This is a genomic window from Salinarchaeum laminariae, assembly GCF_023204835.1.
In the GTDB taxonomy this organism is placed as follows: domain Archaea; phylum Halobacteriota; class Halobacteria; order Halobacteriales; family Salinarchaeaceae; genus Salinarchaeum; species Salinarchaeum laminariae.
The window spans coordinates 1,221,086-1,247,820 of record NZ_CP096270.1; the positions used below are offsets into that span (position 1 = coordinate 1,221,086).

Below are 26,735 nucleotides of genomic sequence, written 5' to 3' on the forward strand. Positions count from 1 at the left end.
GGCAGGACGGAGGATCACGACACCAAAACCTATCGGTTGCAACAGTGTGGTAATTCGCCCCCTCCATTTCGACTGGAGAACGCACCCCTGCAACGGGGCGATGGTCGAGGTCGTGGGGGAGACGACCGAATTCACGGAGGGTGACTCACGAGATTCAGCCTCCAGTTTGTGCGGAACTGGCTCCTCTGTGACTCCAGCTCCTCTGGAGCGAGCCACTTCCGACACTCACTCTCCACCCAGCTCCCCACAAGATAGATACCACGCGGGGTTGCACCCCCTGTATGGAACCAGTCACGCTACTTCAGTCGATCCCCGAGCCACTCAACACACAGTTCGGCCGCCTGCTGATCGCGCTGGTCGTGGTCGCGATCATCGTCGTGGTCGGCCGCGCAGTGCTCTCCGTGGCGTGGAAGCTGCTCTGGATCGCGATCGTGGTCGTCGCGGCGCTGTTCGCGCTGAGCCTGCTCGGGCTGGTCTGAGCAGCCTGCGTACTGAGCGTCGGCGAAGCGATACCGCGAGCTACAGCCCGTCGAGGAAATTTTCGATGACGTCGTGCCCGGCAGCGGTGAGCACGCTCTCGGGATGGAACTGGACGCACTCGATTGGATGCTCGCGGTGGCGCACGCCCATCACGAGCTCCTCCCCGTTGTGATCCGCGGTCGCCGTGACCTCGAAAACCTCCGGAACCGCCGTCGCGACGAGCGAGTGGTACCGCCCGCCGCGCAGGCCCTGCTCCAGTCCGGCGAACACGCCCGAATCGTCGTGGTCGATCGGGAACGCCTTGCCGTGGATCGGCTCGGGCGCGCGGCCGACCGTGCCGCCGTAGGCGTAGACCGCCGCCTCCAGCCCGAGACAGACGCCGAGCGTCGGTACCTCGGGGCTGATATCGGTGAGCACGTCGAGCGTGACGCCGACGTCACGATCGTTCTTCGGATGTCCCGGCCCCGGCGAGATGACGATCGCGTCGGGGTCGATCTCCCGGATCTCCGCGAGCGAGGCGGTGTTCTTGACGACGGCGGTGTCGGCGTGTTCGCTGACGTACTCGACGAGATTGTAGGTGAAGGAGTCGAAGTTGTCGACGAACAGGACGAGCGGGCGATCCTCGTCGGCTGCCGTGGCGTCGCTGGCGGCGTCCTCGCCGCGATCGGTCGCACTCATCGGCTCACCTCCTGACCGGCGGGGTCGTCAGCTGCGGGTTCGTTGTCGGTGCCTGCCGGCTCCTCCTCGTCGCGGTGCGCCTCGTCGTCGCCGGTGGCGGCGCCATCCCCGTCGCCCCCGCCCTGCGCGGATCCCTCGCTGGCCCCGGCGGCATCGGCGGTGTCGCCGTCGGGGTGCTGCGCACCGTTCTCGATGCGTTCGAGGGCGGCCAGCGTGCCGTCCATCTTGGACTCGGTCTCCTCGTACTCGGCGGTGGGGTCGCTATCGGCGACGATCCCGGCGCCGGCCTGGACGGTGATCCGATCGAGCGTGCCGGTGCGGTCCTGGGAAACGCCGGCAGCCGCCGGTGCGTCGGCCGGATCGACGCCGGACTCGACCGTCGCAGTCCGAATGACGATCGCGAAATCCGCGTCGCCGCTCCAGGAGTAGTAGCCGACGCCGCCGCCGTAGAGGCCCCGCGGGGCGAGCTCCAGCTCGTCGATGATCTCCATCGCACGGATTTTGGGCGCGCCCGAGAGCGTGCCCGCGGGGAAGGTCGCTCGCGTGGCGTCAAACACGTCCGATTCGGCTGCGAGCGTCGCGGTCACCGTCGATTCGATGTGCTGAACGTGGCTGTATTTGAGCACGCTCATGAACTCGTCGACGCGCACCGAGCCGGGCTCGGCCACCCGCCGCACGTCGTTGCGTCCGAGATCGACCAGCATCGTGTGCTCGGCCCGTTCCTTGTCGTCGGCGAGCATCTCGCCGGCGAGCCGTCGATCGTCGACGGGGCCGGTCCCGCGCGGGCAGGTCCCTGCGATCGGGTTGACCATGATCTCCTGGCCTCGCACGGACACCAGGGTCTCGGGGCTGGCCCCCACGATCGCGAGGTCGTCGTGCGCGAGCAGGTACATGTACGGCGAGGGGTTGACCTCGCGCAGCGCCGCGTAGAACCCGATCGGATCGACCTCGCCGTAGAGTTCGCGTTTCCGGGAGAGCACGCCCTGGTAGATGTCGCCGTCGAGGACGTGCTCTTTCGCTTCCCGAACCGCGTCCTCGTACTCGGCCTGCGGACCGGCGGTCTCACCGAGCCGCTCGAATCCGCCGGTGTCCGGCGCCGTGGCGTCGGCGAGCAGCGCCTCCACGCGTTCGGCCTCCGCCGTGAGCGCGTCGTAGATCGCCCCGGCGTCGTCCTCGGGCCGGACGACCGGCGTGAACACCAGCTCGATCGACTCTTCGACGTCGTCGAACGCGACGACCCGCGTCGCCAGCACGAACTCGGCGTCGGGAAAGCGCGAGTCGGGGCGCTCCAGTCCGACCTCCTCGAGCCAGAGGTCGTAGACGGCGTCGTAGCCCAGGAATCCGACGAGCCCGCCGTCGAGCCGCTGACGATCTCCGTGTTCGAAGCCAGCCCGCCGGACGTCGGGCATCGCGGCCCGGAGCTCGTCGACTACGTCGTCGCCACCGGTCTCGATCAGATCGGCGTAGCGCTCGTCGCCGAGCACGTCGACCTCGGCGCCGTCGTCGCCGACGGTCACCACTGCCTCGGGATCGTACCCGACGAATGAGTAGCGCGCGTGACGATCAGTCGTCGCGTGACTCGGTCTAAATGCGCCGTCGGGGTCGCTCGCGGCCGTCTTCCCGCCGCTCTCCAGCAGGAAGGCGTGATCGGCGGTGTCAGCGTCGGTCGTCCGGCCCGTCAGTGCGGCGTACGCCGAGAGGGGAGAGATGTCGGCGTCGAGCTCGGTCGCGACGCGGATCACTGCCGGATCCGACGCCGTCGCGTCCGCGTCGTCGTCTGCCCGCTCGCCCGCTGCGTGCGCGACGAACGTCTCCCGATCCATCGAGAGCACCGGATCGTGCTCGGTACTCATCGGGATCCCTCCGCGGCCGGCGCAGCGTCGCGATCGTCCGCGGTCGCTGCTCGCGTGTTCCGGACGAACGCGCGAACGGCGTCGTGGTCTTTCTCCCCGCCGGAAGACTCGCTTCGCTCGCCTTCCGAGCCACCGTCAGACCTGTCGGCCTGACGAGCATCCGTCTCGCTTCGCTCGCCGGATACCGCACTCGCTTCGCTCGCGCGGACGCCCTCGGATTCGACGCCGGAGGCCACGTCGACCCCGAACGGTCGGACGGTCTCGATCGCGTCGGCGACGTTCGCCGGATCGAGGCCGCCAGCCAGAATCACCGGCACGTCGAGATCGGCGGTCGCGCTCCGGGTCGCCGTCCAGTCGTGCGTGCGGCCGGTGCCACCGCCGCCGTCCGCAGCTGGGGTGTCCACGAGCAGCGCGTCAGCGGCGTCGGCGTAGTCGGCGAGGGCAGGCTCGTCGGCGCCGATCGCAGCGATCACGTCGACGTGGACGCGCTGCCGGAGGTCGGCGACCTCGGCGGGGTCGAGCGTGCCGTGGACCTGCACCGCATCCGGGTTCGTCCGACCGATCAGCTCGACGGCGTCGCCGACGGTCTCGGGCATCGTCACGAGCACGCCCGTCACGAGCGGTGGAACCGGTGCCAGGAGGTCCGCAGCGTGTCGCACCGTGACCTCACGGGGCGTCTCGACGTCGACAGCGGTAATCACGCCGACGGCGTCAGCGCCCGCCGCCACGCTCGCGGCGAGATCCTCACTGGATGTGTGGCCACAGATTTTCACGCGAGGGTGGGAGGGGGCGTCAGTCGTACGATCGTCGGCCGCGGAATCGGCGGTCGCAGAATCGGATCCTGTCATCGGCTCAGGCCTCACGAAGGGCGTCGAGGCGTGCGGCGGCAGCCCCGGTGTCGATCGCGTCGGTGGCCACCTCAACGCCTTCCTCGATCGAGTCGGCCTCGCCAGCGACGTAGATCGCCGCGCCCGCGTTGGCGAGGACGACGTCGCGTTTGGCTCCAGTCACCTCGCCGGTCAGGATTCCTTCGAGGTCCTGTGCGTTGACCTCGGGCGTACTGCCGGCGATCTCCTCGATCGGCGCGCGGTCGAGGCCGAGATCTTCGGGCTCGATGGTGAACTCGGTGACGTCGCCGCCGGAGACCTCCGCTGCGACGGTTTCGTCGTGAATCCCGATCTCGTCGAGTCCCGAACCGTGGACGACCAGCGCCCGATCGACGTCGAGGTTCGCGAGGGCGTTCGCGAGCGTCGGGACGAGGTCGGGATCGTAGACGCCGACGACCTGTGCGTCCGCGCAGGCGGGGTTCGTGAGCGGGCCGAGCACGTTGAAGATCGTCCGGACGCCGAGCTCCTTGCGCGGGCCGATGACGGCCTTCATCGCAGGATGGAACGCCGGCGCGTGCATGTAGCCGACGTCCTCGGCCTCGATGAGATCCTCGACGGCGTCGGGATCGGTCTCCATCTCGACGCCGAGTTCCTCGAGGACGTCGGAGCTCCCCGACGAGGAAGAGACAGAGTAGTTGCCGTGTTTGGCGACGGGCACGCCAGCACCGGAGACGACGAACGTGCTCGTCGTCGAGACGTTGATCGTGTCGTAGTCGTCGCCGCCGGTGCCGCAGGTGTCCACGAGCGGGGCGCGGCCGGGATCGATCGTCTTCGCGGCGGCACGCATCCCCTCCGCGAAACCCGCGATCTCCGCTTCGGTCTCGCCCTTGGTTCGCAGCGCCGCCAGGAGGGCCCCGATCTGGGCCTCCGTGGCGTCTTCGAAGATCGCAGTGGCAGCTTCGCGAGCTTCGGCCTGCGTCAGATCCTCGCCGTCAGCGACGCGATCGATGTATTGTTCCATGGAAGATCACTACTGTATGGATTCGGCTTGTAATGCACAAATCAGTCCATTGAGTTAAGCGTGTCGGAGGGGCGTGAACGGTTGTGAAGACGCGAGCAAACTGTGCAGCCGGGCCGCAGGTTTATGCCCGGAGGCGCGGCGAAAGCGTCTCGTGACCGACGGCGAGGACTGGGAGAGCGTTCGTCTCGAGGTGATTCATGGAGAGGCGCGGTCTGTGCTCGAGTCTCAAAACGAGACGATGGTGGACATCGACGACAAGGCGACGAAGACCGTACGGTTCAACGCAGTTCTGATCGGGTTATTGCTCACCGCGGGCCGATTCGCGGGAGCGGGGGTCTTCGATCAGACGCTTCTCCACGCTTCGCTCGCATCACTGGTTGTGTCGGCTGTCGTCGGGATCGTCACCTACGGTGAATCCAGTCTCTACGTGGGTCCAGGAGGCACGTACTTCGAGCGAGCGACCGAGCGGTCCACAACCGGCAGTGAATGGGATAGAGATCTCCTCGAAGGGTATGCCGGGATGATCCTGGAGAACGAGGAAACGATCGCCTGGAACTCCTGGCTCCTGACGGTGACACAGGCGACACTGGTGATTGGCGTTGCCACTGCCGTGCTCGCCACAGCTATTTAGGTGACGGCGCGCAATTTTCGACCATGAGCGAGGAAGCCCGCAACAAGGCCAAACGGTGGGGGCTGAAGAGCGGCAAGGGCCGCCAGCTCCTCTCCCGCCTCCTCGGTCGGCTCGACGACGAGCCGACGGACTCACCGGACGGGAAGCAGTAGCTGCGTCGCCAGTTCGATTGTCCGCCGTACGAATATTCAACAGCTCAGGCGCTCTCCAGTACCGCGACTACGTCGCCCAGCAGCGACTCCGCCCGATCGCGCTGTCGTGCCTCCGCGTAGGCGCGCACCAGCGGTTCCGTGCCGCTCTCTCGGACGAGGACCCAGGCGTCGCCGTAGTCCACGCGATAGCCGTCGGTGGTGTCCGCGCGGCCGTCCTGGGCCTCGGCCCACGTCGTGGCGGCCTCGAGCATCCGATCGCGGTCCGCCTCGGTGTCGTACTCGAGGTTCGCCTGCACGAACTGGTAGTCGTCGTAGGGCGCGACGATCTCGCTGGCAGGGCGTTCGGAGACGAGTTCGAGGAACCGGGCCGCGCCGTAGGCGCCGTCCCGGGCGAGCCGGTAGGGCGGGAAGAAGACGCCGCCGTTGCCCTCGCCAGCGATGGGCACCGAGTTCCCCTCCGCGCGGAGCGTCCGGACCCGGCTCGCGAGGAAGGTCGCACCGATCGGCGTGAGTTCGAGGCTGGCGCCCGCAGACTCCACCGCGTCGACCACGCGCTGGGAGACGTTCACCGCCGACACCATGACATCGTCGGGGCCAAGCTCCGCCGAGGCGAGCGCAGCCAGCGAGGCGTCGGCGTCGACAGGATTCCCCCGCTCGTCGACGAACACCGCGCGATCCGCGTCTCCGTCGTGGGCAATCCCGAGGTCCGCGTCGGCTGCTCGGACGAGCCGCGAGAGATCGCCCAGCTCCTCGGGCACGGGCTCGGGCGCGCGCCCGGGAAAGCAGCCGTCGGCCTGTGCGTTGACCGTCACGACCTGACAGCCAAGCTCCCGGAAGATCGCCGGGCTCGTCGCACAGCCCGCGCCATTGCCTGGATCGATTGCAACCGTGAGATCCGCCGCGGCGATCCGCTCGCGATCGACCGCCCCGACGACCGCGTCGACGTAGCGCTCTGCCGCGTCGTCGGTCGATCGCGACGCGCCGATCCCCTCCCAGCTGACCGGCTCGAAGGACTCCTCGATCAGCGTGCGCTCGACCGCCTCCAGCGTCTCGACGGTCAGCCCGCCACCGTCCGCGGCGACCAGCTTCAGCCCGTTGAACTCCGGCGGATTGTGCGAGGCCGTCACCAGCACCGCCGGCATCTCCTCCCGCTCCGCGTGTGCCTGCGCAGCCGGCGTCGGCACCACCCCGAGCCGCTCGACGTCACAGCCGACGCTCGCCAGGCCCGCTGCGACCGCGTCCGCGAGCATCTCCCCGGAGAGACGCGTGTCGCGGGCGATCGCGACCCGCTCTGCGTCCCAGACCGTTCCCGCGGCCTGGGCGACCTGCGTCGCGAATCCTGGATCCATCCCCTGATTGACGACGCCGCGTACGCCGCTGGATCCGAATACGTCCATGTGGAGTGGGACTGACTCCGAGGGGAAAGCGGTTGCGACGAGACGCGAGACGTGCTGGTGAGTCTATACGAAGCGAGGACGAACGGGCACGATGGGATTCGAACCGGAGGAAGACGTTCCTGCTCGGGCCTGCGGCCCTCGCGGGCTGCGACTTCCAGGGTTCGAACCCACGTCGACGTGATTTGCTCCTCACGTCCGTTCGTCGCAAAATCACGGGCACGATGGGGTCCGGCTATTGCGGATGACGCGGCCCTGATACTGGCGAACATTGTTGGTTAGATATCCGGGATGAAATCGGAACGCTGCTCTGCCTGTTCTCGATCCGACCGGCGGTCGTAATGGCGATCGAGAATGTCCTCGCTGGCGTTCAGCTCGTCCTTGACGACTCTGCGCGGGACGTCTTCCCGACGGAGGTAGGTCACACGACCGCTACGGAGATCGTGCGGGGATCGAGCGGAGGGACATTTGCTCGCGTGATCGAGATGGGCGGCATCGCATCGTTCAACATCCCGATCATGGGGGCAAGTTTCGTCTCTCCAGCAAGGGCGCGTCACCCGATATAGCGTTTTGCGTACCGTGTTAGACGCGGGCCGTCCGTACTGGGTCGTGATGAGCGGTTCTCTGCCGTGTTCGTCCTCCACGTCGTCCCGGTGATAGTCGATATAGTCTTGGAGGAATCGAGCAGTCTGCCCACTGATTCGGTTCCAACGGGTGCCACTCTCCTGGTTCTTGAGTGGAGTGCCGGTTTCGGGCCGATGGACGAAGTGAATCGCCGGGCCATTCACGCGTGGATGCGTGCCGTCGAGATCGATATCGGTGAGATCGAGCCCTCTGATCGCACCGGTTCTGGCTCCGGTTCGCCAGAGCAGCAAGACGATAATGTGGTCTCGGGATCCGGGCTGGGCGTGTTCGAGGTAGTCCAGAATCTCGATGGCTCGCTCGGGTTCGAGAGTCGAATCGGACACGTCCTCGCCGTTCTTCATCGTCGGGAGCGAGAGCTGCTCGTGAAACTCCGGTTCGACGGCATCAATGTTGGCCGCGAATCGGAGGAACCGACGGAGCGACGCTAGCTGGCTCTTGAGCGTAACCAGTTTGATCGGCTCACGGTCGTCGCCCTGACCTTCCCGACGCCACGTTCGATATTTGTAGAGGTCGCGCCCGGTGAGGTCGTTCAGATTCTCGATCTCTTCTTCCTCGCAGAACTCGAGGAACGCACGGAGTCGATGCTTTTCGCTACGCCGAGTTGATTTGGCGTGTTCGTCCTGCATCGCCTCGTGGTACATCTTCACCGCCTCTGCCGGCTGGATCGGATCGAGGTCGGTCATTCGCGGACCAGCCTCGCTTCCATCGAATTGGCTAGAATCTGTCTGGTAACCGGGATTCTGTGGGACTGTTTGAGCTTTTCTGGGTTGCTATTGCGGTGTTTCGGCGTATCCATGTGAAAGCAATACTACTGGGAGAACTTAACCCTGTTCCTAATTCGTAAACATGTTATAGTAAATGGCTTATAGAATACTTTTTCAGTAAAATAGAAACAGGCACCAACGTTTTAACGAACGAATTACAGATGAGTCTATGGGCGATTTAGACGACTCGGAGGGTACCTCCGATGACGACATGCCGTTTGTACCGGACTTAACTGGAGATGTGACTCCAATAATTGAGGGAGATACGCCGGACTGGTTTACTGGATCTGACGGACATATTTTGTTCGTCCTCTATACGGGGTTGACTCTAACACCCTCAATCATCGCAGAGAATACTAATCTCACGCGTCAAACAGTCTCCCGTCGGTTGGAAACGCTACAAGCTGGAGGATTTGTCGAGAAGGTGGACCGCGGGAAGTATAAAATCACCAAAGAGGGTGCATTCCTAGTCTCTGAAGACCCAGATATTTATCGCGAAAGTTCAAGCAAATAAGGCTGCGTCATGTCCATCTCTACCCCCATCTTGGCAGCGATTATTGGGAGTATCGTTGCAGGAGTGACAAGCCTCGTTATCAACCTCATCTCTCTATTCGGACAATATAAACTCACACAAAGGAACAAAAGGTGGATGACTCGGTTCCACTGGAAGAGAGAAACCATTTCAATTGTGAGGGAATTGCGAAGAGAAGCTACGGGGATGGATCTTGATGAATATGATCAAGAAACCTTTGACAGATTACATTCAGAATTAGAGAAACAAACCCATAGCATCCCGCAAAAATATCGCGGATCAGATATTAATTCTGCCTTGGACGATATCACGCTTTGCCACACCCGATTTGATCCAGACTCTCCCGATTCTTCTCTCCCAGCCCACCGGCAATCATTGATAGAAAAGTCTGAAGATTTCATTGATAAAATAAATTCGGGGCCAAATGGAGGCGAGAATAGTTTTCTAAGCCAAACGTTCGGCCACCTCCACAGGAGATAGTATATCGAATGCATCCTCGGCCATGCAGTCCAAGATTTCTTCTTTTTCAGAGTGGATCACTGATTCGTGTCTTGTGAGAAGATAACCGTCGCATTGTGTTCCCCAGATATGGGCATCAACGAGAACATCAACGATACGATCGCTATCCACTACTTGTTCAACAGAAACCTCAAAGAGATATGGATCTTTCCCGCTGCCATCGAAGTAGCTGTCAATCATTAAGTCAAGCTCATCCTGGGCACTGCTACAAACTCGCTGCTGGGTATCAGCATATCCTCGGAAATCTTTTATGCCCATTTCTTCCACTGCCTCCCTCAAATCCTCAACATCTGGCATGTACTCCTCACTTAGAGATATGTGTTGGTCGCCCACCAGATTCCCCTTCGTCAAGACAGATTCATTAAAAATCTCTAAGGCCTTATCTGAGTCATGCTGCCGAAGCAACTCACTAGCCTGGTCACGAAGGTAAAGAAACAATTCTAACGTATTCGTGAGTGAGTCTGTTAGATTTCTCCAGCAACTTCTCCTCATCTCAATACGGACGCCAAACTCATGAATGGCATCCAAAGCCTCAGACGTAGTTTCGTGGTCTGGAAGGATTGGCTGGCAGTAGTCTAGGGAAGTTTCAAACTCGAGGAGGACAGCGCCGTTGGCACCCATCCATCAAGTGTTCTCTAAAGCGGCCTTCTGCAACATTTTAATCGCTTCTGGAGCTGGATCGGTTGCCGCCTGGTGCTGAGTCCGACTTGGCTTAAGCTCCTGGTCGCCTAGGTCAGCCCTCCACCCCTTCAAATGCGTGTCATATGTCTTCTTGCGGTCATTGAGCCGCCGCTTTCCAGATTTCCTGAACTGAGGCAATGACTCTGGGGGCCCATCGGCTCTGTCGATCGAGATAATCATAGCTGCCCAAGGCAAGACGGACTCATGGTAGACTTGGCTGGCCTCCTGAATCGTCTCAACTTGATCCTCAGTCACATCTGAAGTTTCATCTATCTTAACGAGAGCATCCTCTAGATTCATTAGATATGACTTAGCATGCTCGTGGATATCCTCGCCAAACGCGTCAATCGTATCTAAGTTATAGCGGAGATCGATAGAGGCCTGTTTAAAGTCGTCCCGAAGATCTCCAACTTGGGCTATAATCGTTTCACTATTGGAATTATCCAACTTCTCCAAGACTTGGATAATCTTCGTACTTGCAATGTAGGCATCCGTATAGGGCTCAGGGTCCCAATCTTCATAATTCTCAACAAGGAACTCAAACTTGTCTTGCTCAAATACGGATCTTAGGTCTCTATCCAGCAGATACTGCTTAATATCTGCTTGAGTGACGTCAGTTTTGAGACCGCTTGGTACATACGCATCTTCTGCATTATCTCCTATGCTCAGAGATTTTGGACGGAGTTCTTCGTACGGCTCGTACTGGCCGTACTTATACCAAGTCCGCAGAAGAGGGAGATCAAACTCATCAATGGCCGCGTATGCAAGCTTGTTGATTTTCAGGTTGCTATCATAGAATCCTGTCACTCCAGTGTATTCAGCCGGAATGTTGAGGTCAATCTCCTCATCGTGCAGGGCGCTCTCCATGGCGGGCTTCAAGAGCTTGAGCGCGGCCCGCTCAGAGTCCCTAATTTGGATCGGGATCATCGTTGGCGTAGGGTCCGCGGTTGATTCGTAGTCTGTATTGTACAGGGCGTTCGTTTAGATGTTACGCTAGCCGACAAGCGGCATCCCTGTACCACTGTCTCAATTAAGGCTTCAGGCTCCACCCTAATAGGTAGAAAGGTGAAAGTGGTCATACAGAGCAGATTAGTGATTATTCACTAGTCCCTAATCTCTCCTTTGGCCGGTCAGAGGTAATTTGCCGAGGGGGATCTAAATACGAATCATCTGCAATATCTACCCACTGAACACCACTGCTCGAAGCTCTGTGTATGGATTCTCCATCAGAATCAACTCTGCCGATACCACCAAGTGTCCATCCTTCTGGGGCTTCGTTTTGGCCAGAACTGTCCGATTCAGATGCCGCACTCTTTGGTGAGTTACTGTCTGGGTGGGAGCAAGGCGGAGAACCTGGCTGATCCTCTGAGATCCGATCGAATTCCTCGTTGATCAGTTGATTCGCCCCGGCAGAAAAGCGAACAACCTGGGTGCCAGTTGACCAAGTTACAGCGCGAAAGGCAAGCTCCTCGATTGATCGTTCAAATAGCGAGTTTCCGTATGCACCGACATATTCGCCGATGTAGCTACCAACGTTACCAACGTCTTCGGTCGATTCGTATTCATCGGGGTCGAGATCGGCATCCACCTCTCGGACAGAGATAGGTCGTTTCTCCGGATCGGGATGGTGGTAGTCGTGAGCGTCCCGATGAGCGATATCGCATTTCCGCAGGTGGCAATCAATCACAGGGTGAAAATCGGATTCTTCGATCGAGCCATCAACGAAGACAGCAACGTGAACGTGCCCGTAGCCGTTCTGATGTTTCTCGACGACAAGGGTATACTCCCACCGCTTGCCTTCGAGAGCATCGCGGAGTGCATGGTAGACACCTCTGCCCCGGTCGGGCCGCCACGTATCGATCACGTCACGTAGATGGTCAGCTGGGCAACGCCAACCACCGCGAGCGTTTCTCATTGAGCCCGTGAGCGTGAGCATAGCAACCTGGAGGTCGTCGTACTCGGCTGTAATCTGCCTCTCCAGGGCCTTCAAGCGAGCATAGTACTTGTCGCCATACTCCGGCTGGTGGCTATTCGGCATCTGACTCCGGACAGTCTCACCTTCGGGACTGTCGAACACCAGATGCGCGTGACGGTAATCGTTGTACCACTTCAGAAACTCGTTCAGAACATCTGACCAGGACTTGCTACGGTGACCTCCCTCGCGCTTCTCGGAGGTACACTCCTCGCGAAGCTTCGTCCCGCCACGGACTGACACCGGTCGAGCAGCACGTTCGGAGAAATCTCCCACGAACTCGTCGACGAGCGCGTTCTTCTCCTTCCACCAATAACCCTGCCAACTGCCCTCTCCAGCTGGCAGCGATTCGCTATCGGCGGTTGTACAGTTAGTCTTGGAAGGCCGAGAGGCGGAGTCCCAGTTTCGCGCGTTTGGACCTGCGATGGCGGTTTGGTCAGACACCGCAACCACCCCGCCCCGCATCACGCTCGCACTCTCCCTCCGGTCGAGTGCGTGCGCTCGGGCTTCCGGGTCGGGGGGCAAGCCCCCGCTTCCGGTTGCCCGAGGCGGATGCGCGCGCCGATTGGCGCTCGGCGCGCGTTCCGGGCTGCTCGCTCCTAAAAGTCGCTGCGCTGCCGGGCGAACCGCCTCTGGCGTTCCCTCGCTTGCGGTGGAAGGTGGCGGGGAAGTAGATCGCAGCACGAACCGCAGGGGGCCGCGAGGGCCCCACTCCGGTTCTGGTGGGTGGGGCGGTGGGTGGCTTGGGAGCTCGAGTAGACTGAGCGAAGGGGGTAGATCCGAATCTGGAAATCGCGTGCGAGCAGGAGGGTGCGTTACGTCGCTGAACGAACACCGGACTGACAGCACGAACGGAATCGTGAGCACTGCGCGAATTGCGACAGTAGCGACTCTCTGGCGTACTCCTACGAAGAACCTCTAAACCGACAGTCTGCGCACGGGCACGATGGGATTCGAACCCACGACCGTCCGGTTAGAAGCCGGACGCTCTGTCCAACTGAGCTACGTGCCCTGGACATCCGTTATTCGACCCGCTCAAAATGTGTTCCGCTCGAACCTTGTCAGAAGTGGGCTGGTGACGCCAGAACTCAGGAGACGACAGACCGCCCCGGAAGCCCCCTCCCGCTCGACCGCCCGCGGCTCGCTGCGCGCTTCACTCGGTCGCTTTGCTCCCTCGTTCCAGTGCTTGCATCGCCGGGGACGGGTCGAGCGGTCGGCCCCTTCCATTCCCACCCGGCTGGGGTTCCGAACTGTCGTAGCGCGGTGGATCGTCCACGGCTGCAGCGCAGTAGACGATCCCCTGTCTCAGCTTGGCTGGAACCCCATCGAGCTACGCTCCTTCCCATTCGGCATCGGGTGGGACTGGAAGGGGCCGACCGCTCGCGTTCGCTCACGCGGTAAGCACTGGAACGAGCGACCAACGGGAGCGAGTGAAGCGCGCAGCAAGTGAGCGGGCGCGAGCGGGAGGGGGCTTCCAGGCTGTTCGATGCAAGCGATTCTGCGGAAGTAGTCACTACGCGGCGATGAACGACGACTTCAAAAAGAAAGGCTCAGTTCTACCGCTCTTCAATCGGGACCCACTCGGCGTCGTCCGGACCGATGTACCGCCCACGCGGGCGGATCAGCCGATTGTCGTCCTGATACTCCAGCACGTGGCCGACCCAGCCGCCGACGCGGCTCATCGCGAAGATGGGCGTGTACATATCGACCGGAATCCCGAGCTGGTAGTAGACGGTCCCGGAGTAGAAGTCGACGTTGGGGGCGATGCCCTTCTCGACGAGGCCCTGCTCCTCGGTGAGATACTGCTCGATCGTGGTGGTGTAATCGTACCACTTCTCGTCGCCGTTGGCCTCGGCGAGCTCCGCACAGCGTTCCTGCAGAATCTTCGCGCGAGGGTCCTTGACGTTGTAGACGCGGTGGCCGAAGCCGGGGATGCGTCGGCCTTCGTCGACGGCGTTTTTCACCCACTCGAGGGGATCGCGGTCGCTCTCGTCGACCTCGATGAGGACCTCCATGACGTCCTGGTTGGCGCCGCCGTGGAGCGGGCCGGAGAGCGCGCCGATGCCGCCGGTGACGGCGGAGTAGACGTCGGCCATCGTCGAGGCGATCACCATCGAGGTGAACGTGGAGGCGTTGAGGCCGTGGTCGGCGTGGAGGATCAGCGCCTGGTCGATCGTCTCGGCGGCGACGGGGTCGGGCTCCTCGCCGGTGAGCATGTAGAGGAAGTTCGCCGCGAGCCCGAGATCCGGATGCGGATCGACGGGCGCCTCGCCCAGTCGGTACCGTTCGAACGCGGCGAGGATCGTGGGGATCTTGGCGGTGATCCGGCGGCTCTTCCGGAGCGTGGCGTCGAGATCCTCGGGATCGGCGTCGTCCTCGGGCTCGCTCATCGAGAGCGCCGAGACGGCGGTGCGCAGCGCGGCCATCGGCTCCTCGTCGGCGACCGCCTGTCTGCGGACGATCTCGAGGACGTCGGCGTCGATCTCCCGTTCGTCCTGGATGGAGCCGGCGAACTCCTCGAGCTCCTCGCTCGTCGGCAACTCGCCGTGCCAGAGCAGGTAGAGTACTTCCTCGTACGTCGCCTCGCGGGCGAGCGTCTCGATATTGTAGCCCCGGTAGATCAGGCGCCCGGCGTCGCCGTCGATCGAGCTGAGGCCTGACTCGGCGACGAGCACGCCCTCGAGTCCTTTCTGCACGTCCTCGAGCATATACTACCGATACCCGGTGGTTCCTCAAAAGGGTTGCCAATCCCCGCACGAACTGCACGTTCGACGGCGCTACTCCCCGAATTTGGCGGACGAATGGTCATCCATTCTCGCGATACGTATGGGTTCCACCGTCGGAATCCCCTGCCCGCTGGACCGAGGCCCAGAGGCCCTGCCCCGCGAGGACCCAGCCCACTCCCGCTGGAACCAGCGCGATCGCGAGCCCGACGGCCACGTCCGGCAGGTCGGTCCCGACAAGCCAGTCCCAGCCACCGAGGAGTCCAATCCACGAAATTGCGAGGCTACTCGCCACCCCTCCGACTAAGAGTGCCCGGGTGCGCCAGCGCGGCAGCGCTCCGGATCGCTCCGCCACCAACGCGAGAGGGATCCCCGCGATCGTGGCGAGCAACGCACCGATCAGGAACGGCGTCACCGTCTGGCTGCCGTCGACGGTCTCCATCGGCGCCGCGTTGCCGGTCGCGTTCGCGGCCGCGATCAGGAGCCCGACCAGGGCGAGCCAGTAGGCAGCTCGCTCGATCCGCCGCGTTCGATCGCCGAGCCGGGCCGCCGCGGGGCGGACAGCGGCGTGGAACCCGATCGTCCCGACCAACAGAGCGAGACTGCCGAGGCTCGTCACGTTCCGCCAGAGCCGCACGTCGATCGTCCCGGCGTCGGCGAGCGCGGCACAGGCCGGTGCCGCGATCCAGCCCAGCCCGCCGAGCATCGCCACCACGCCCCCCCGACGGAGCCACGCCGCCCGATCGAGCACCGGCTCGAGGAACGTCTTGACGCTCAACGCGGCAGTGACGACCGCCGCCGTCGTCGCCGCGAGGACGAACGCGAGCCCGAGATAGTAGCCCCGAGCGCCCTCGATCGAGGCGTCGAACACGGGGTAGCGCGGAACGTAGAGCAGCGCCGCGAGACCGAGCCCGACCGCGAGTCCGACGCGTGCGTGGCGCGTAACGCGCACCGCTGCGAGCAGCGAATCGTGCTCGCCCTCGGGCGGTTCGCCGGACTGCTCGACGCCGGGTCGATCGGCGCCGGTCGCCGGATCTCCGGTCACGGAATCTCCGCTCGCCTGATCTCCAGCCGTCGGTCCGCTGGCGTCGGCCGGCCCGCCAGCATCGGCATCGCTGGCTCCGCCAGCGGCGGCGTCGCTTTCGCTGTCCGCCTCGGCTCCATCTGCCTCGCCAGCCTCGGCGTCGTTCCCACTCACTACAGGAGTGTTCGCCGGAACCCCCAAAGCGCCGTCGGAACCGATCGCCACCTGCGCGACCGTTCCCGCCGATCTGGGGGTCCTGCTCGGGCCGGTCGGTCAGTCGTCGACCATCGCTGCGCCCTCCTCGGGCTCCAATGTCCCGTCCGCAACCGCCTGGAACACGTCGAGGACGTCGGGCGCCGGTTCGTCGTCGGTCGTCGGCCCGTGGGCCACGAGATCGTCCATCGTCTCGCCGTCCTCGAGTGCCGTCTCCTTCTTCACGCGTCGGTTCGCGCTGTCGGTCGCGTAGAGGTCCGCGGGGTGGAAGAAGTACCACGCCTCGCGGTCGAATCGTGCGGCCACGCGCGGGCGAGCACCGAAGTTCTGTGCGAAGTAGATCAGCGCCTCGATCTCCTCGCCGGTGAGGTAGATCGGATCGCCGGCGCTCGATTTCGCCTCGATCGCGTAGAACGCCTCCCCGTCGCCGGCCAGCACGTCCGGCAGCTCCCGTTCCGTCGCGGAGCCGGAGGCCGGCGCTCGCATGACGGCGAACCCGATGGCGTCGAGCTCGTTGACGAGCTCGCGCTCCCGGCGATCGCCCTTCGCGTTGGACATGCCAGCAGGTCGCCGCCCTACGGGCATAAACCCGCGGCCAGCGTGGTGAAAGTGGTCGCACAAGAGGAGTGCGTTGCCGTTCGACTAACCGCCTCCCGTCTTGCTACTGGGAGAGAGAGAGAACTCGTCGGCTGCCTGAGGATCGCCGGACTCGCTAGGCGATGTACCCTTCCTCGCGCAGGGTCTCGGCCTGGGCCTTCTCATAGCGCCAGGAGATGTCCGCCTTCTCGTCCTGCCAGTCCCAGGGCTCCACGAGGACCACGTCGTCCTCCCTGATCCAGATCCGCTTTTGCATCTTCCCGGGGATCCGTGCCGTCCGCTCGACGCCGTCCGCACACCGCACCCGCACCCGATTCGCACCCAGCATCTCGAGGACCTCTGCGAACACCTCGTCGTCGTCGGGCATTCGCACGTCCTCGACGCTGGCGGGGCCGTCCTCGTCGCTCATGGGGGTCGTTTCGCAGGCGGCCGTTTTAACTCTTGACTCTACTGTTGCAGAGTGACGCCCCGGAGCCCGCAGGGCCCCTGCTCAGAACCACCGGAAGAGCGCGCGGCGCAGGCGGACTGTGAGTGGTCGATCCCCGGAGCCTGCCCGCACGCGGATGTCGTTGGTTCCGAGGAGGGCCACGCCGGCGAGCACGACCAGCCCGGCGATCACCAGATCGACGAGCACGAGTGCTGCCAGCGGATGCACGTCGTGGGCCGCCTCGAGCATGCCCGGCGGGAGTACGAGCAGGTAGCGGTGCTCTGCGGCGTGTCGGTAGTGGATACCCTCCGATTCGGGCGCCTGTATCGTCGCCGTCGCTGTTTTCGTCGACCTACCACCGACGGTCACGCGGTCCGGCTGGACCGAGACGTCGTTCGTCCGGGGCTCCATGATCACGACGGTCGGAACGAGGCCGGCGTTGTTCGCCTCGTACTCGATCGTCGCGCTCTCTCCCGGCTCGACGGAGAGCGGATCGTCGGAGGGATCCTCGCTGCTCTCGATGCCGAACTCCTGAACGCCGCCAGGCAGAACCATCGCGGCCGTCGCGAGCAACACGACGAGGACCGCCACCGCCCCGATCGCCGACCAGAGTTTGATCACGTTCTCGCGATCGGTGCGGCGGTCGGTGACCCGCGTGCCACGGCCGCCGCCCAGTGCGGCCAGCACGACGAGTGCGAGACCGGAGCCCACCAGCAAGAATCCGAACCCTTGCGGGCTCGTGGCGGCCCCGAGACCGAACGTCTCGGCGAGCGTCGTCCGGACGCCAGACGCGACCGATCCGATCCCCTCGACGAGCGTTCCGAGGAACGGGATCGTCACCACGTGCCCGCCGACCTGCAATACCTCGGCTTTCACCTGCTCGTCGGTGACGATCGGCTCCGGTCCGTCCTGGTCAGTGAATGGGTTGTTGTCCCCCTTCGTGACGTAGCCGTCGTCCCGGACCTCGACGACGCGATGTGTGGTCAGGCCGCCGCCGTCGAGCTCGCGGGCTTCGTAGACGATGACGTCGCCCTCCTCGATATCGCCGGCGAGTGGCTGCGGGATCGAGACGAAGGCGTCACCCTCGTCGATCGTCGGCTCCATGCTGTTGGAGCTGACGTAGCCGAGCAAGATCGGGGTTCCCAGCAGGTGGCCGACGACCAGCGAGAGGACGACAACCACGAGAACGGCGGAGGCGATCCTCCCGGCCCACTCGCGGGCCGTCACGGCTGGAACCCCCGTTCCGCCGCCCCCACGCCACGCATTGGAAATTTGGTAGGGGGGATTTGCTGTTATACCTGTTGGGCACGGGACGAACGTGAGTGCACGTGAACGCCTCTATCGATCGGTTTCGAGCCCGGCGATCCGCCCTCCGTGCTCCACTGGCCTTAGCGTGCAGTCTCGTGTATCTCCGCCAGTAGCGACGCGAGCTCGCCGGTAACCAGCTCGTAGATCGCTTCGCCAGTCTCCGCGGTTCCCAGCGCGGGCTCCCCGATCGCGCCGCTATCGGTGTACTCGTCGAAGGACCGGTATGCGGAGACGGGGCCGCCCGACAGGAGGTCAGTGCTGGACCGATCGTACGCGGGCTCCAGTGGCGTCGCCGCCCGCGAGTCCCCGACCAGCTCCGGGTGGAGATGCTGCATGAGCGACGTCTCGAACTCGCCGCCGTGGGACATGCCGCCCGGCTCGCTCTCGCGAACGTCCTCGAGCAGCCCCGCCGCCAGCTGGAAGTAGGTCACGCCGACGACCTCCGCGTCGGGGTTCGCGATACCGATTTCGCTCACTGCGCCCTCGAGGAGCGCCGCGTTGCCGCCGTGGCCGTTGACGAGGAGGAGCGCGTCGAAGCCGTTGCTCTCTCCACTCTCAGTGTCCCCACTCCCCACACTGCCGCCCAGTCCGCTCGCTGCGAGATCTTCGAGGACGCCGAGCAGCCGCTCGAATCCGATCGTGAGCGTGCCGCCAAAGGGGAGATGGTGGGGCGAGTAGCCGGTCCAGACGACCGGCGCGACGAGTGCGGGCACGTCGAAATCGGTTCCATCTGCTGTGCCGTCGCTGGCTTGCTCGACGCCGCCGTGCGCGACGGCCTCTGCGAGCAGGCTATCGGTCGCGACCGGGAGGTGCTCGCCGTGCTGTTCGATGCTTCCGACTGGAACGACCAGGATCGACCCCGGCGCTTCGGCGACGGCTCGGACGTCCGGCGCCGGCCGTGCCGCGAGGCTGGTTGCTGGATCGAGTCGCATACGCTGCCATCGTCGTTCCGTCGCAAAGATCTGCCGACGCGGGCAAGCAGGTTACCGGTCGCTGCGTGGGCCACTCTCGGCCATCGATGCCGCGGTCGAACCCAGCGCGACGAAAATCCGGAAAAACACTGCACCGGCCGCAGCCGCAGCCGATCGCTTACTCGCTGCCGACGTCGTTCTTGATCTCGACGGCGAGAGCGTCGCCGATGCCCTCGATCTGGGCGAGCTCTGCCTGGCTCGCCGCGCGGAGATCCGCGACCGACTCGTAGCCTGCCTCGCGGAGTGCGTCGGCCTTCGCGTCGCCGACGCCGGCGACGTCAGTCAGCACGCCGTCCGCGGCGTCAGCATCCGTGGCATCTGCGTTCGCGACGTCGTCCTCCAGACCGTCGACGACGTCGCTGCCCTCGGAGGCGCCGAACTCGAACACGTCCTCCTCGGCCTGCTCCGCGTCGCCCTCGGCCTCGGTGGCGTCAGCGTCGTCGCCGTCGGATTCGTCGGGCGCGTCGCCGGATTCGTCGTCGGGTTCGGCGGCCGGAGCCGCGGCGGGTTCGTCGACGCCGCCCTCGGCATCTGCTGCGGTATCGGCACCGAACTCGTCGGGCTCGACGCCGGGCTCGAATGCGTCGATGTCTTCCTCGATGTCCTCGGGGGCGTCGCCGGTGCCGTCGTCGAGCTCGTCGGCCTCGGCGAGGTCACCCTCGAGCTGCTCGCCGTCGAGCATCCGGGTCTCCGCGGCGTCGGCGTCTGCGTCGGTGTCGAAGCGATCGAGCGCCTCCGAGAGGCGCGCTGCCTGCTCGGAGAGATCGCTCGCGGAGTTGGACACTTCCGTCAGCGCCGTGGTCTGCTCCTCGGCGGCTGCGGCCACGGACTCGCTTTCCGCGGTCGTCTCCTCGCTGATCGTCGCGGCCTCGTCGACCATCGCGACGACCTCCTGGGTGGAGGCTGCCTGCTCCTCCGTCGCGGCGGAAATCTCCTGCACGCCGGTGTTCGTCTCGGCGGCGTACTCCGCAATCTCCTCCAGCGCCTCGACGGCGTTGGCGACCTGTGCACTCGCCTCGTCGACGTCTTCGCTGGTCTGCTCGACCTCCTCGGCGGAGCGCTGGGTCTGCTCTCGAATTCCTTCGAGCCGGTCCTCGATCTCCTCGGCCGCCTCCTTGGCGTCCTGTGAGAGCTCCTTGACTTCCTGGGCCACGACGCCGAACCCGCCGTCGCCGTCGCCGCTGGTGGATCGGGAGGCCTCGATGTTCGCGTTGAGAGCGAGCATGTTCGTCTGGTCGGAGATCTCCTGAATCCGTTCGATCAGTTCGTCGATCTGCCCGACCTCCTGTTCGAGCTGGCCGATCTCCTCGACTGCCTGGCTCGATTCGTCTTCGATCTCGCGCATACTCGCGATCGCCGCCTGGGCGGCGTCGCGACCTTCCTTCCCGGTCTCGGCGGTCCGCTCGGCGATGTCGGCGACCTCGTTGGAGGAGGCTGCGATCTCCTCGGTCGTCGTCGAGAGGTCGGACATCTCCTGGTTGACGGACTGCAGCGAGTCGTTCTGGCGCTCGGCGCCAGCGGAAATCTCCTGGACGGAGTCGCTAATCTGCTCGCTGGCGGAGCGAACCTCCTCGCTGGAGGCGGTCACCTGCTCGGAGGCCGTCGCGACCTCCGCGGCGAAGGCGTTGAGCTCCTCGACCGTGCCCTCGATCTCCGCGAGCATCTCGTTGAACTCCTCGGCGATGTCCTCCATCGCCTCGTTCTCCGTCGACGCATCCATGCGAGCGGTGAGGTCGCCCTCTGCTGCCCGCTGCATCACGTCGCTGTAGCCGTCGGCGGTCGCCTCCAGCTCCTCGTTGATGCGCTGGATGCGTTCGCGCTCTGCCTCGGCCTCCTCGCGTGCGGACTGGGCCTCCTGAATCTGCTCGCGGAGGGACAGCCGCATGCTGTCGAACGCCTGGTAGAGCTGACCGATCTCGTCCTTCCGTCCGGATTCGAGGTCGACGTCGAGGTCTCCCTCCTCCATGGACTGCGCCTTGGATCGGAGCCGGCGGAGCGGCGTGACGGTCTGTCGACCGAGCACGACGCCCATGATGCCGAGTGCGAGGAACGCAACCCCGACGATCAGCAGGACGTTCTGCCCGACCGTGTCACGGACGGTGTACGCCTCGTCCTTCGGGATGGTGGTCATCGCCACCCAGTCGTTCGTGTTCCCCGAGCCGTCGACCGGCGCGTATGCACGAAGCGAGTTACCGCTGCTGGTGAACTGCACCGTCTGTTCCTGGAGGGCGTCCCGGATCGCTTGGAGCTCGTCGGGATCATCGATCGATCCTTCGGCGGTCCCCTCCTGGCTGAGGACGTAGTTACCGTTGCCCTCGACGATGTCGCTCGTCTGGTCGCTGCTACCGGAATCACTGGACCCGCTCTGCTGGAGCTGGTTCACGCGAGTACCGATGGACGCGTCGAGGATCACGACTCGGTCGCCGTTCGTCGGCGTCCTCGCACCGAACGCGACTACCTGCGTGCCCGGGACGGTACTGGAATCGTAGCTCGACTCTGAGGTCCAGAGGTCCCCGCCGCTGGTTGCAGATTCGAGATCCGCGGTCGACCACGGGTCGTCGACGCTATTGATGGGCTCTCCCTCGAGATCGCTCACCGAGGAGTGGACGATCGTCTCGTTGGCCAGATCGAGGACGTGTATCGCCGCGTACCCCTGCATATTCGTCTGGTAGGACGGTATCCTCGAAGCGTCGCCGTTAGCGACGGTATCGAGATTTGCGACCGCTCGGGTCTGATAACCCATCGCGCTGGTCCACTCGTCCAGCGAGTCGGCCTGCAACGACGCAGTGGTTTCGACGTTCGTCTGCGTGCTGTCTTCGATTGTGGTATTAACCTGTGCGTACCCGACGTACCCCACGATCCCGATCGCCAGCAGGACGAAGAGAATCGAGACGATGAACTTCGCCGTGTATCTGCGCTGGATGAATGACGGGACTAGGAGTGAGGAGAGTTTCGGTGCCATGATTGTTCACGACCCTCCGGTATTTGGCATGTAGTAGGCAACGCTTTCGCCCGATATTAAAGGTGTTGGCTTGCTGAGTGCTGCTCTTTTCGGCATCTGCAAATCCGAAACCACGGTCGTTTTCGCATGCCCCGCTAGCGGTGTTGCACCCGGCACAGGCGAGCGAGCGATGCCGTTCCGCTGAACGACCGTGGGTCGCCACGTCCGACGATTCCCGGAACGAAAACGTATCAGTTATATTCTATTTCCTGCAACAGTCTGGCGAAACCGATCTCGAGTCTGCGTCGTTCTGTCCCAGTTGCTTCGTCCTCTCTCATCTGCCACTCTCTCGTACAGCTCTCCGAACAGTTGTCGCGTCTCTTCCTCTCTGTCTCACGTCCGTTTGGTCACTCCTTCCACCACCTCCCTCCTGGCACCGTCTCTTGGTACTCCATCTTGGTATCCTCTCTTCGCACTCCCTCCTGGCATTCCTGCGTGCTCTCCGCCCTGCTTGCCCCTCCCCATTAGTCTCCCTCTGCGATCCGTTCCCGACGTTCCGTATCACCGCCTGGGCCGCAACGTAGTCGGCTCTCCTCGCGGTACCGGTGTTTATAACCACCCGCCCACGAGAGCCGGTATGCCAAGCGATAGCTCTCCCCCGTCGGATGATCGTCCCGAGGAGCCACGTGACCGGATCGGACCCAGTCAGAGCGGGTTCTGGCCGCGCTTCTGGTTCAACGTCTGCCAGTACTCGGAGTACTACTTCATGCTCCTCATCATGCTGACGGTGTTCGCGGTTCTCAACGCGATCGCAATGTTGCTCGCCGAGCAGTCGACGGCATCCTTCGTCATCTCGGTGATGGTGTTCGTCATCCTCGGCACGACCGGCGGTGGCGTCGCCCTCGTGCTCTGGCAGTGCAATCGTATGCGTGCGCCCAAGGAGTACAACGAATCGGCCTGAGCACCGTCGGCCTGGCGCGCCCTTTCGCCTACGTGCTGTTTCCCTATCGCACCGTTCCTCTCCATCCCCGACTCGATCTCGTCTACGGCCCGTCCTGCCCCGAGCCCGTCCCCCGAGTAGTTTGGCCGAGGGTACAACACCCATTTATCCCCCTGCTCCATACTGTGTGGCCATGTCACGCGATCGGTTCGAAGCGATCCCGCGGCGTCAGTTCGTCAGGAGTGCACTGGCGATCGGCGGCGCCAGCGCGCTGTCGGCGTGTCTCAACGTGGAGTCAGGGAATTCCAGTGACGGTCCAGGTTCGAACACCACGGATGGGGGGCCGACCCCCGAGGACCCAAACTTCCCGAAGGGCCCCGAGGATCTCTCCTTACTTCCAGAACGCCAGCACGCCTGGAACGCGTATCTCCGACGTGAGCCCTCTGGAAACACGAATCTGCCCGAACAGCAACTCGTCCTGTTCTATGAATACACCGGCTCGATTCCGCCGACCGAGGACGAGCGCGCCGCGGTAGAGGAGGCGCTCAAGTCGGTCGAACGGGCCTACCAGCGTGGGACCGGGGGCGACACGAGCGCGACGTGGTCGCGCGGGCTTCTCTTCATGGTGGGTTACTCGCCGACCTACTTCGATCGCTTCGAGGAGCCGCTCCCCGAAAGCGTCGACCTCCAGCGCCCCGAGGACGTCATCGACCGACTCGGTGAGGACGACGCAACCGCGGAGAGCGCCGACGTCGCAATCCTGCTCAACAGCGACTACGGCACGATTCCGCTGTCCGTCGAAGAGGCGCTCGCCGGCAATCTCGACAGGATCAACGGCGTCGACGTCGGTGGCGACTTCGCCTCGGTGTTCGAGCAGATCGGCCGCCGTCCTGCAGTCGTCGGCCGCGGCAACCCCGCAGAGGAGCTCGACCACCCCGAGATTCGTGAGGAGTCCCCGCTATCGATGGGGTTCAAATCCGGGTTCGACGACTCGAACCCGCCCGAAGACAAGGTGACGTTCGAGGGGGGGCCGTTTGCGAGCGGCACGACGCAGCTCGTCAGCCGGCTCGGCATCGACCTCGACGGCTGGTACGAACTCAGCGACGAGGAGCGCGTGACCCAGATGTTCGGCACGAGCTACGACGAGGAGCAGGTCGGCGACACGGCCGAGGACCTCGGTGCGAGCAGCCGCATCACGGAGGACAAAACCGAAAACCTCTCCGAGAAGGCCGAGGAGCACGGCCGGCTCGGCCATACCCAGAAGACCGCCCGTGCTCGTGACGAGTCGTTCGTTCCGAAGATCCTGCGGCGTTCGGAGGGGAACGTCTCCGACCCCGAGCACGACGCCGGGATGAACTTCACCTCCGTTCAACGGGGCATCGAGGAGTTCGTCTCCGTTCGCGAGGCGATGAACGACATGGGATCCGACGACATCGATCCCCACCACAGCGGCATCGTCGACTTTCTGACCGTCGAGCGCCGTGGCACGTATCTCATCCCCCCGCGCTCGAAGCGGGCGCTGCCGTCTCCGCAGCCAGACGGGGAGTGACCGTGCCGTTACGCGCGTAGCGCACCGCCGACACCGATCTCTACTCCTACTCTTCGAGAGCTTCGCGAGCGGCGCCCGTTGTGGTCGTCAGTCCTCGTAGTCGAGTCGCTGCTCAATCCCGTCGGGAGTGATCCGAATGCGCCCGCCAGCCGGCACGTCCTCGAAGGTTCGTTCGGTGCCGTCCGGCCAGACGACGCGGAGTTCTTCGACTGCCTCGGCGTCGCCAAGCCCGACGTGGAGGACGCTGCTCTCCTGAGACTGGAAGTCCGCGCGTGCGTTCGACACGTACTGCTGTGTTTCGCCGTCCGCCGTGGCGTAGACCTCCGCGCCGACGGCCGTCCCGGCGTCGCCGCCGTCGACGACGACCTGCAGGCTGTTGCCCTGTTCGGCCTGGTTCTCGTAGAACAGGTACGAGTCGTCGTAGGTCGCGACGGCGACGTCCAGGGCGCCGTCGAGATCGTAGTCCATTCGGCTGATGCCACGGCCGTCGGCGCTCTCCAGGCCGATCTCGTCGGCGTCCTGGCGATAGAACTGGCCGTCCTGCTGGAGCCAGACCATCGGGAGGTCGTAGACCGGGTTCTCCTTGTCGAAGGTCACGACCGTCTGGGTGCTGTGGACGGCGTCGCGCTCCCCGTCGCTGTCGAGGTCTGCCAGCGCCGACGCCCAGCCCCAGCCGCCCTCGGCGAGGCCGACCTGCTCACCGAGTCCGTCGTACCCGTTGCCAGTCGGCTGCAGGAGGTTGTTCCCGTGCATTCGCTTGCCCAGCCTGACAGAGAAGAAATCCGTGATGAGCTCTCGCTGGAGTGGGGCGAGCTCGCCGATACGCTCGCGCGGGAAGAAGATGTTCGTCACGAAGATCTCGGGGCGATCGTTGCCCATGACGTGGGCGACCTCCGAGGACATCCCGTTGCGGTCCGTGGTCGCGCCCATAATCTTGCGGGTGAAGGTCCCGTCGCCGTCGTTGTAGTAGATCGTGTCGTTGTAGTAGTCGTTCGCGACGTGGATGTCGGGCAGTCCGTCGTCGTCGAGGTCGACGAAGCTCGTCGCGAGACTCCAGTGCGGGCCGCGGTCGTTGGGTCCGATGCCGGCGTCCTCGGCCCGCTCGAACCCGTCCCCACAGCTCCCTCGGTAGAGCGCGTTCGGGTTGCCGTTGTCAGTCTCCCAGTAGCTGTTCTGCCACGCCTGGGGGTTGTTATCCGACCAGAGGCCGTACTGAGCGACGAACACGTCGAGACAGCCGTCGCCGTTGTAGTCCGCAGTCGATGCCGATACCGGGTTGGTGAACGCGTCGTCGAGTCCGACGTCCCGTTGCTCGAAGGATCCGCCATCGTTCTCGAGGTAGATGGGGTCAGCTGACCGCGGGAACAGGAGGAGGTCCTCGCTCCCGTCGTTGTCACGGTCCAGCCAGAGTGCGCTCTGGATCCGTCCGGCGTCGGGCGAGGAGACGTTGGGTAGCGCTCCGGACGTTTCGAACTCGTCGCCGGTGTTGTGGAACAACGTTGGCGATTCGCCACCGAGGACGAGGACGTCGTCCCTGAGATCGCCGTCGTAGTCCGCGACGTAGATGCCGTCGTTCCCGTTGCCGGCTCCGCCCTCTATCGAGCTGTAGTTGAATCCGATCTCTCCGGAGACCTCGGCGAAGGAGAGGTCCGTGGCGTTCGGAGGTGGTCCCGAGGAGTCGACGGCGACGTCGGCCGGGACCCCGACGAGGCATCCACCCAAAACCACTAGCGTCAAGAGGGATATTCCCACGGCGACCGCTCGCATACCGTATAGAGATCCGATTGGCGCTCATAAGGCTGTTGGAGTGGCGGACTCGGCGTGGTATCGCTGCCGCTCTCGTTTCCCGTCACGATCCTTCCGGACTGGTTTCAGGCTGATTCCTGCCCAGCC

General features: G+C 63.9%; 23 protein-coding genes, 1 tRNA gene and 1 pseudogene. 7 read left to right on the forward strand and 18 right to left on the reverse strand.

Going from position 1 to position 26,735, the window contains the following annotated elements; translation table 11 throughout:
* The first annotated feature begins 281 nt into the window (after positions 1-281).
* Positions 282-479, forward strand: a complete 198-nt coding sequence (locus MXF70_RS05530; RefSeq protein WP_248518006.1) for a DUF8029 family protein — start codon at positions 282-284, stop codon at positions 477-479.
* A gap of 40 nt (positions 480-519) precedes the next feature.
* On the opposite strand, the gene trpG is transcribed toward MXF70_RS05530, so the two are convergent.
* The 4 genes and pseudogenes from trpG to trpD form a co-directional block, all read right to left on the reverse strand.
* Positions 520-1,158, reverse strand: coding sequence for an anthranilate synthase component II (gene trpG, locus MXF70_RS05535; RefSeq protein WP_248518007.1), 639 nt, complete (start codon positions 1,156-1,158; stop codon positions 520-522).
* Positions 1,155-2,981, reverse strand: a complete 1,827-nt coding sequence (gene trpE / locus MXF70_RS05540; protein ID WP_375140842.1) for an anthranilate synthase component I — start codon at positions 2,979-2,981, stop codon at positions 1,155-1,157. The genes trpG and trpE overlap by 4 nt, the downstream gene beginning before the upstream one ends.
* Positions 2,982-3,232: 251 nt before the next feature.
* Positions 3,233-3,859, reverse strand: a pseudogene (locus MXF70_RS05545) (phosphoribosylanthranilate isomerase); the annotation flags it as partial.
* Positions 3,860-3,863: 4 nt separating this feature from the next.
* Positions 3,864-4,859, reverse strand: coding sequence for an anthranilate phosphoribosyltransferase (trpD, locus tag MXF70_RS05550; protein ID WP_248518010.1), 996 nt, complete (start codon positions 4,857-4,859; stop codon positions 3,864-3,866).
* Positions 4,860-5,010: 151 nt separating this feature from the next.
* On the opposite strand from trpD, the gene MXF70_RS05555 reads away from it, so the two are divergent.
* Together MXF70_RS05555 and MXF70_RS15240 are read left to right on the forward strand one after the other, a co-directional pair.
* Positions 5,011-5,490, forward strand: coding sequence for a hypothetical protein (locus MXF70_RS05555; RefSeq protein ID WP_248518011.1), 480 nt, complete (start codon positions 5,011-5,013; stop codon positions 5,488-5,490).
* A 23-nt stretch (positions 5,491-5,513) separates the two neighbouring features.
* Complete coding sequence (locus MXF70_RS15240) at positions 5,514-5,642, forward strand: hypothetical protein (RefSeq protein ID WP_259370402.1); 129 nt, start codon at positions 5,514-5,516, stop codon at positions 5,640-5,642.
* 44 nt (positions 5,643-5,686) lie between these two features.
* Here MXF70_RS15240 and glmM read toward each other — a convergent pair whose 3' ends face one another.
* Together glmM and MXF70_RS05565 are read right to left on the reverse strand one after the other, a co-directional pair.
* Positions 5,687-7,039: a phosphoglucosamine mutase gene (gene glmM, locus MXF70_RS05560; protein ID WP_248518012.1), complete on the reverse strand. Its 1,353-nt coding sequence runs from the start codon at positions 7,037-7,039 to the stop codon at positions 5,687-5,689.
* A 275-nt stretch (positions 7,040-7,314) separates the two neighbouring features.
* Positions 7,315-8,364 carry a tyrosine-type recombinase/integrase gene (locus tag MXF70_RS05565; RefSeq protein ID WP_248518013.1) on the reverse strand — a complete coding sequence of 350 codons (1,050 nt, stop codon included), beginning with the start codon at positions 8,362-8,364 and terminating at the stop codon, positions 7,315-7,317.
* Positions 8,365-8,614: 250 nt separating this feature from the next.
* On the opposite strand from MXF70_RS05565, the gene MXF70_RS05570 reads away from it, so the two are divergent.
* Entirely contained in the window at positions 8,615-8,959 is a 345-nt protein-coding gene (locus tag MXF70_RS05570) for a helix-turn-helix domain-containing protein (protein WP_248518014.1), read from the forward strand.
* Between the two features lie 9 nt (positions 8,960-8,968).
* Positions 8,969-9,457 carry a hypothetical protein gene (locus tag MXF70_RS05575; protein ID WP_248518015.1) on the forward strand — a complete coding sequence of 163 codons (489 nt, stop codon included), beginning with the start codon at positions 8,969-8,971 and terminating at the stop codon, positions 9,455-9,457.
* Here the strand turns inward: MXF70_RS05575 and MXF70_RS05580 are convergent.
* The 11 genes from MXF70_RS05580 to MXF70_RS05630 all read right to left on the reverse strand — a co-directional run bounded on the left by MXF70_RS05580 (position 9,422) and on the right by MXF70_RS05630 (position 22,374).
* On the reverse strand, positions 9,422-10,117 hold the full coding sequence (locus MXF70_RS05580; protein ID WP_248518016.1) for a hypothetical protein: 696 nt from the start codon (positions 10,115-10,117) through the stop codon (positions 9,422-9,424). The genes MXF70_RS05575 and MXF70_RS05580 overlap by 36 nt on opposite strands.
* Before the next feature lie 3 nt (positions 10,118-10,120).
* Complete coding sequence (locus MXF70_RS05585) at positions 10,121-11,104, reverse strand: DUF8098 family protein (protein ID WP_248518017.1); 984 nt, start codon at positions 11,102-11,104, stop codon at positions 10,121-10,123.
* Between the two features lie 169 nt (positions 11,105-11,273).
* Positions 11,274-12,593 carry a replication protein gene (locus MXF70_RS05590; protein ID WP_248518018.1) on the reverse strand — a complete coding sequence of 440 codons (1,320 nt, stop codon included), beginning with the start codon at positions 12,591-12,593 and terminating at the stop codon, positions 11,274-11,276.
* Positions 12,594-13,087: 494 nt separating this feature from the next.
* Positions 13,088-13,161, reverse strand: a tRNA-Arg gene (locus MXF70_RS05595).
* A 544-nt stretch (positions 13,162-13,705) separates the two neighbouring features.
* A complete protein-coding gene (gene citZ / locus MXF70_RS05600) occupies positions 13,706-14,857 on the reverse strand; it encodes a citrate synthase (RefSeq protein WP_248518019.1) in 1,152 nt (383 codons plus the stop codon).
* A 97-nt stretch (positions 14,858-14,954) separates the two neighbouring features.
* Complete coding sequence (locus tag MXF70_RS05605) at positions 14,955-16,070, reverse strand: DUF7536 family protein (RefSeq protein WP_248518020.1); 1,116 nt, start codon at positions 16,068-16,070, stop codon at positions 14,955-14,957.
* Between the two features lie 99 nt (positions 16,071-16,169).
* A complete protein-coding gene (hjc, locus tag MXF70_RS05610) occupies positions 16,170-16,667 on the reverse strand; it encodes a Holliday junction resolvase Hjc (protein ID WP_248518021.1) in 498 nt (165 codons plus the stop codon).
* A 154-nt stretch (positions 16,668-16,821) separates the two neighbouring features.
* Positions 16,822-17,115: a translation initiation factor eIF-1A gene (gene eif1A, locus MXF70_RS05615; RefSeq protein WP_259370403.1), complete on the reverse strand. Its 294-nt coding sequence runs from the start codon at positions 17,113-17,115 to the stop codon at positions 16,822-16,824.
* A gap of 81 nt (positions 17,116-17,196) precedes the next feature.
* On the reverse strand, positions 17,197-18,360 hold the full coding sequence (locus MXF70_RS05620) for a signal peptidase I (protein ID WP_248518022.1): 1,164 nt from the start codon (positions 18,358-18,360) through the stop codon (positions 17,197-17,199).
* A gap of 161 nt (positions 18,361-18,521) precedes the next feature.
* A complete protein-coding gene (locus MXF70_RS05625) occupies positions 18,522-19,373 on the reverse strand; it encodes a creatininase family protein (protein ID WP_248518023.1) in 852 nt (283 codons plus the stop codon).
* A gap of 157 nt (positions 19,374-19,530) precedes the next feature.
* Positions 19,531-22,374, reverse strand: coding sequence for a HAMP domain-containing methyl-accepting chemotaxis protein (locus tag MXF70_RS05630; RefSeq protein ID WP_248518024.1), 2,844 nt, complete (start codon positions 22,372-22,374; stop codon positions 19,531-19,533).
* 616 nt (positions 22,375-22,990) lie between these two features.
* On the opposite strand from MXF70_RS05630, the gene MXF70_RS05635 reads away from it, so the two are divergent.
* On the forward strand, positions 22,991-23,314 hold the full coding sequence (locus tag MXF70_RS05635; RefSeq protein ID WP_248518025.1) for a hypothetical protein: 324 nt from the start codon (positions 22,991-22,993) through the stop codon (positions 23,312-23,314).
* A gap of 172 nt (positions 23,315-23,486) precedes the next feature.
* Positions 23,487-24,842, forward strand: coding sequence for a DUF7405 family protein (locus tag MXF70_RS05640; protein WP_248518026.1), 1,356 nt, complete (start codon positions 23,487-23,489; stop codon positions 24,840-24,842).
* An 87-nt stretch (positions 24,843-24,929) separates the two neighbouring features.
* On the opposite strand, the gene MXF70_RS05645 is transcribed toward MXF70_RS05640, so the two are convergent.
* Positions 24,930-26,609 (reverse strand): CRTAC1 family protein, encoded by a 1,680-nt coding sequence (locus tag MXF70_RS05645; protein ID WP_248518027.1) that lies wholly within the window; start codon positions 26,607-26,609, stop codon positions 24,930-24,932.
* Positions 26,610-26,735 lie beyond the last annotated feature (126 nt).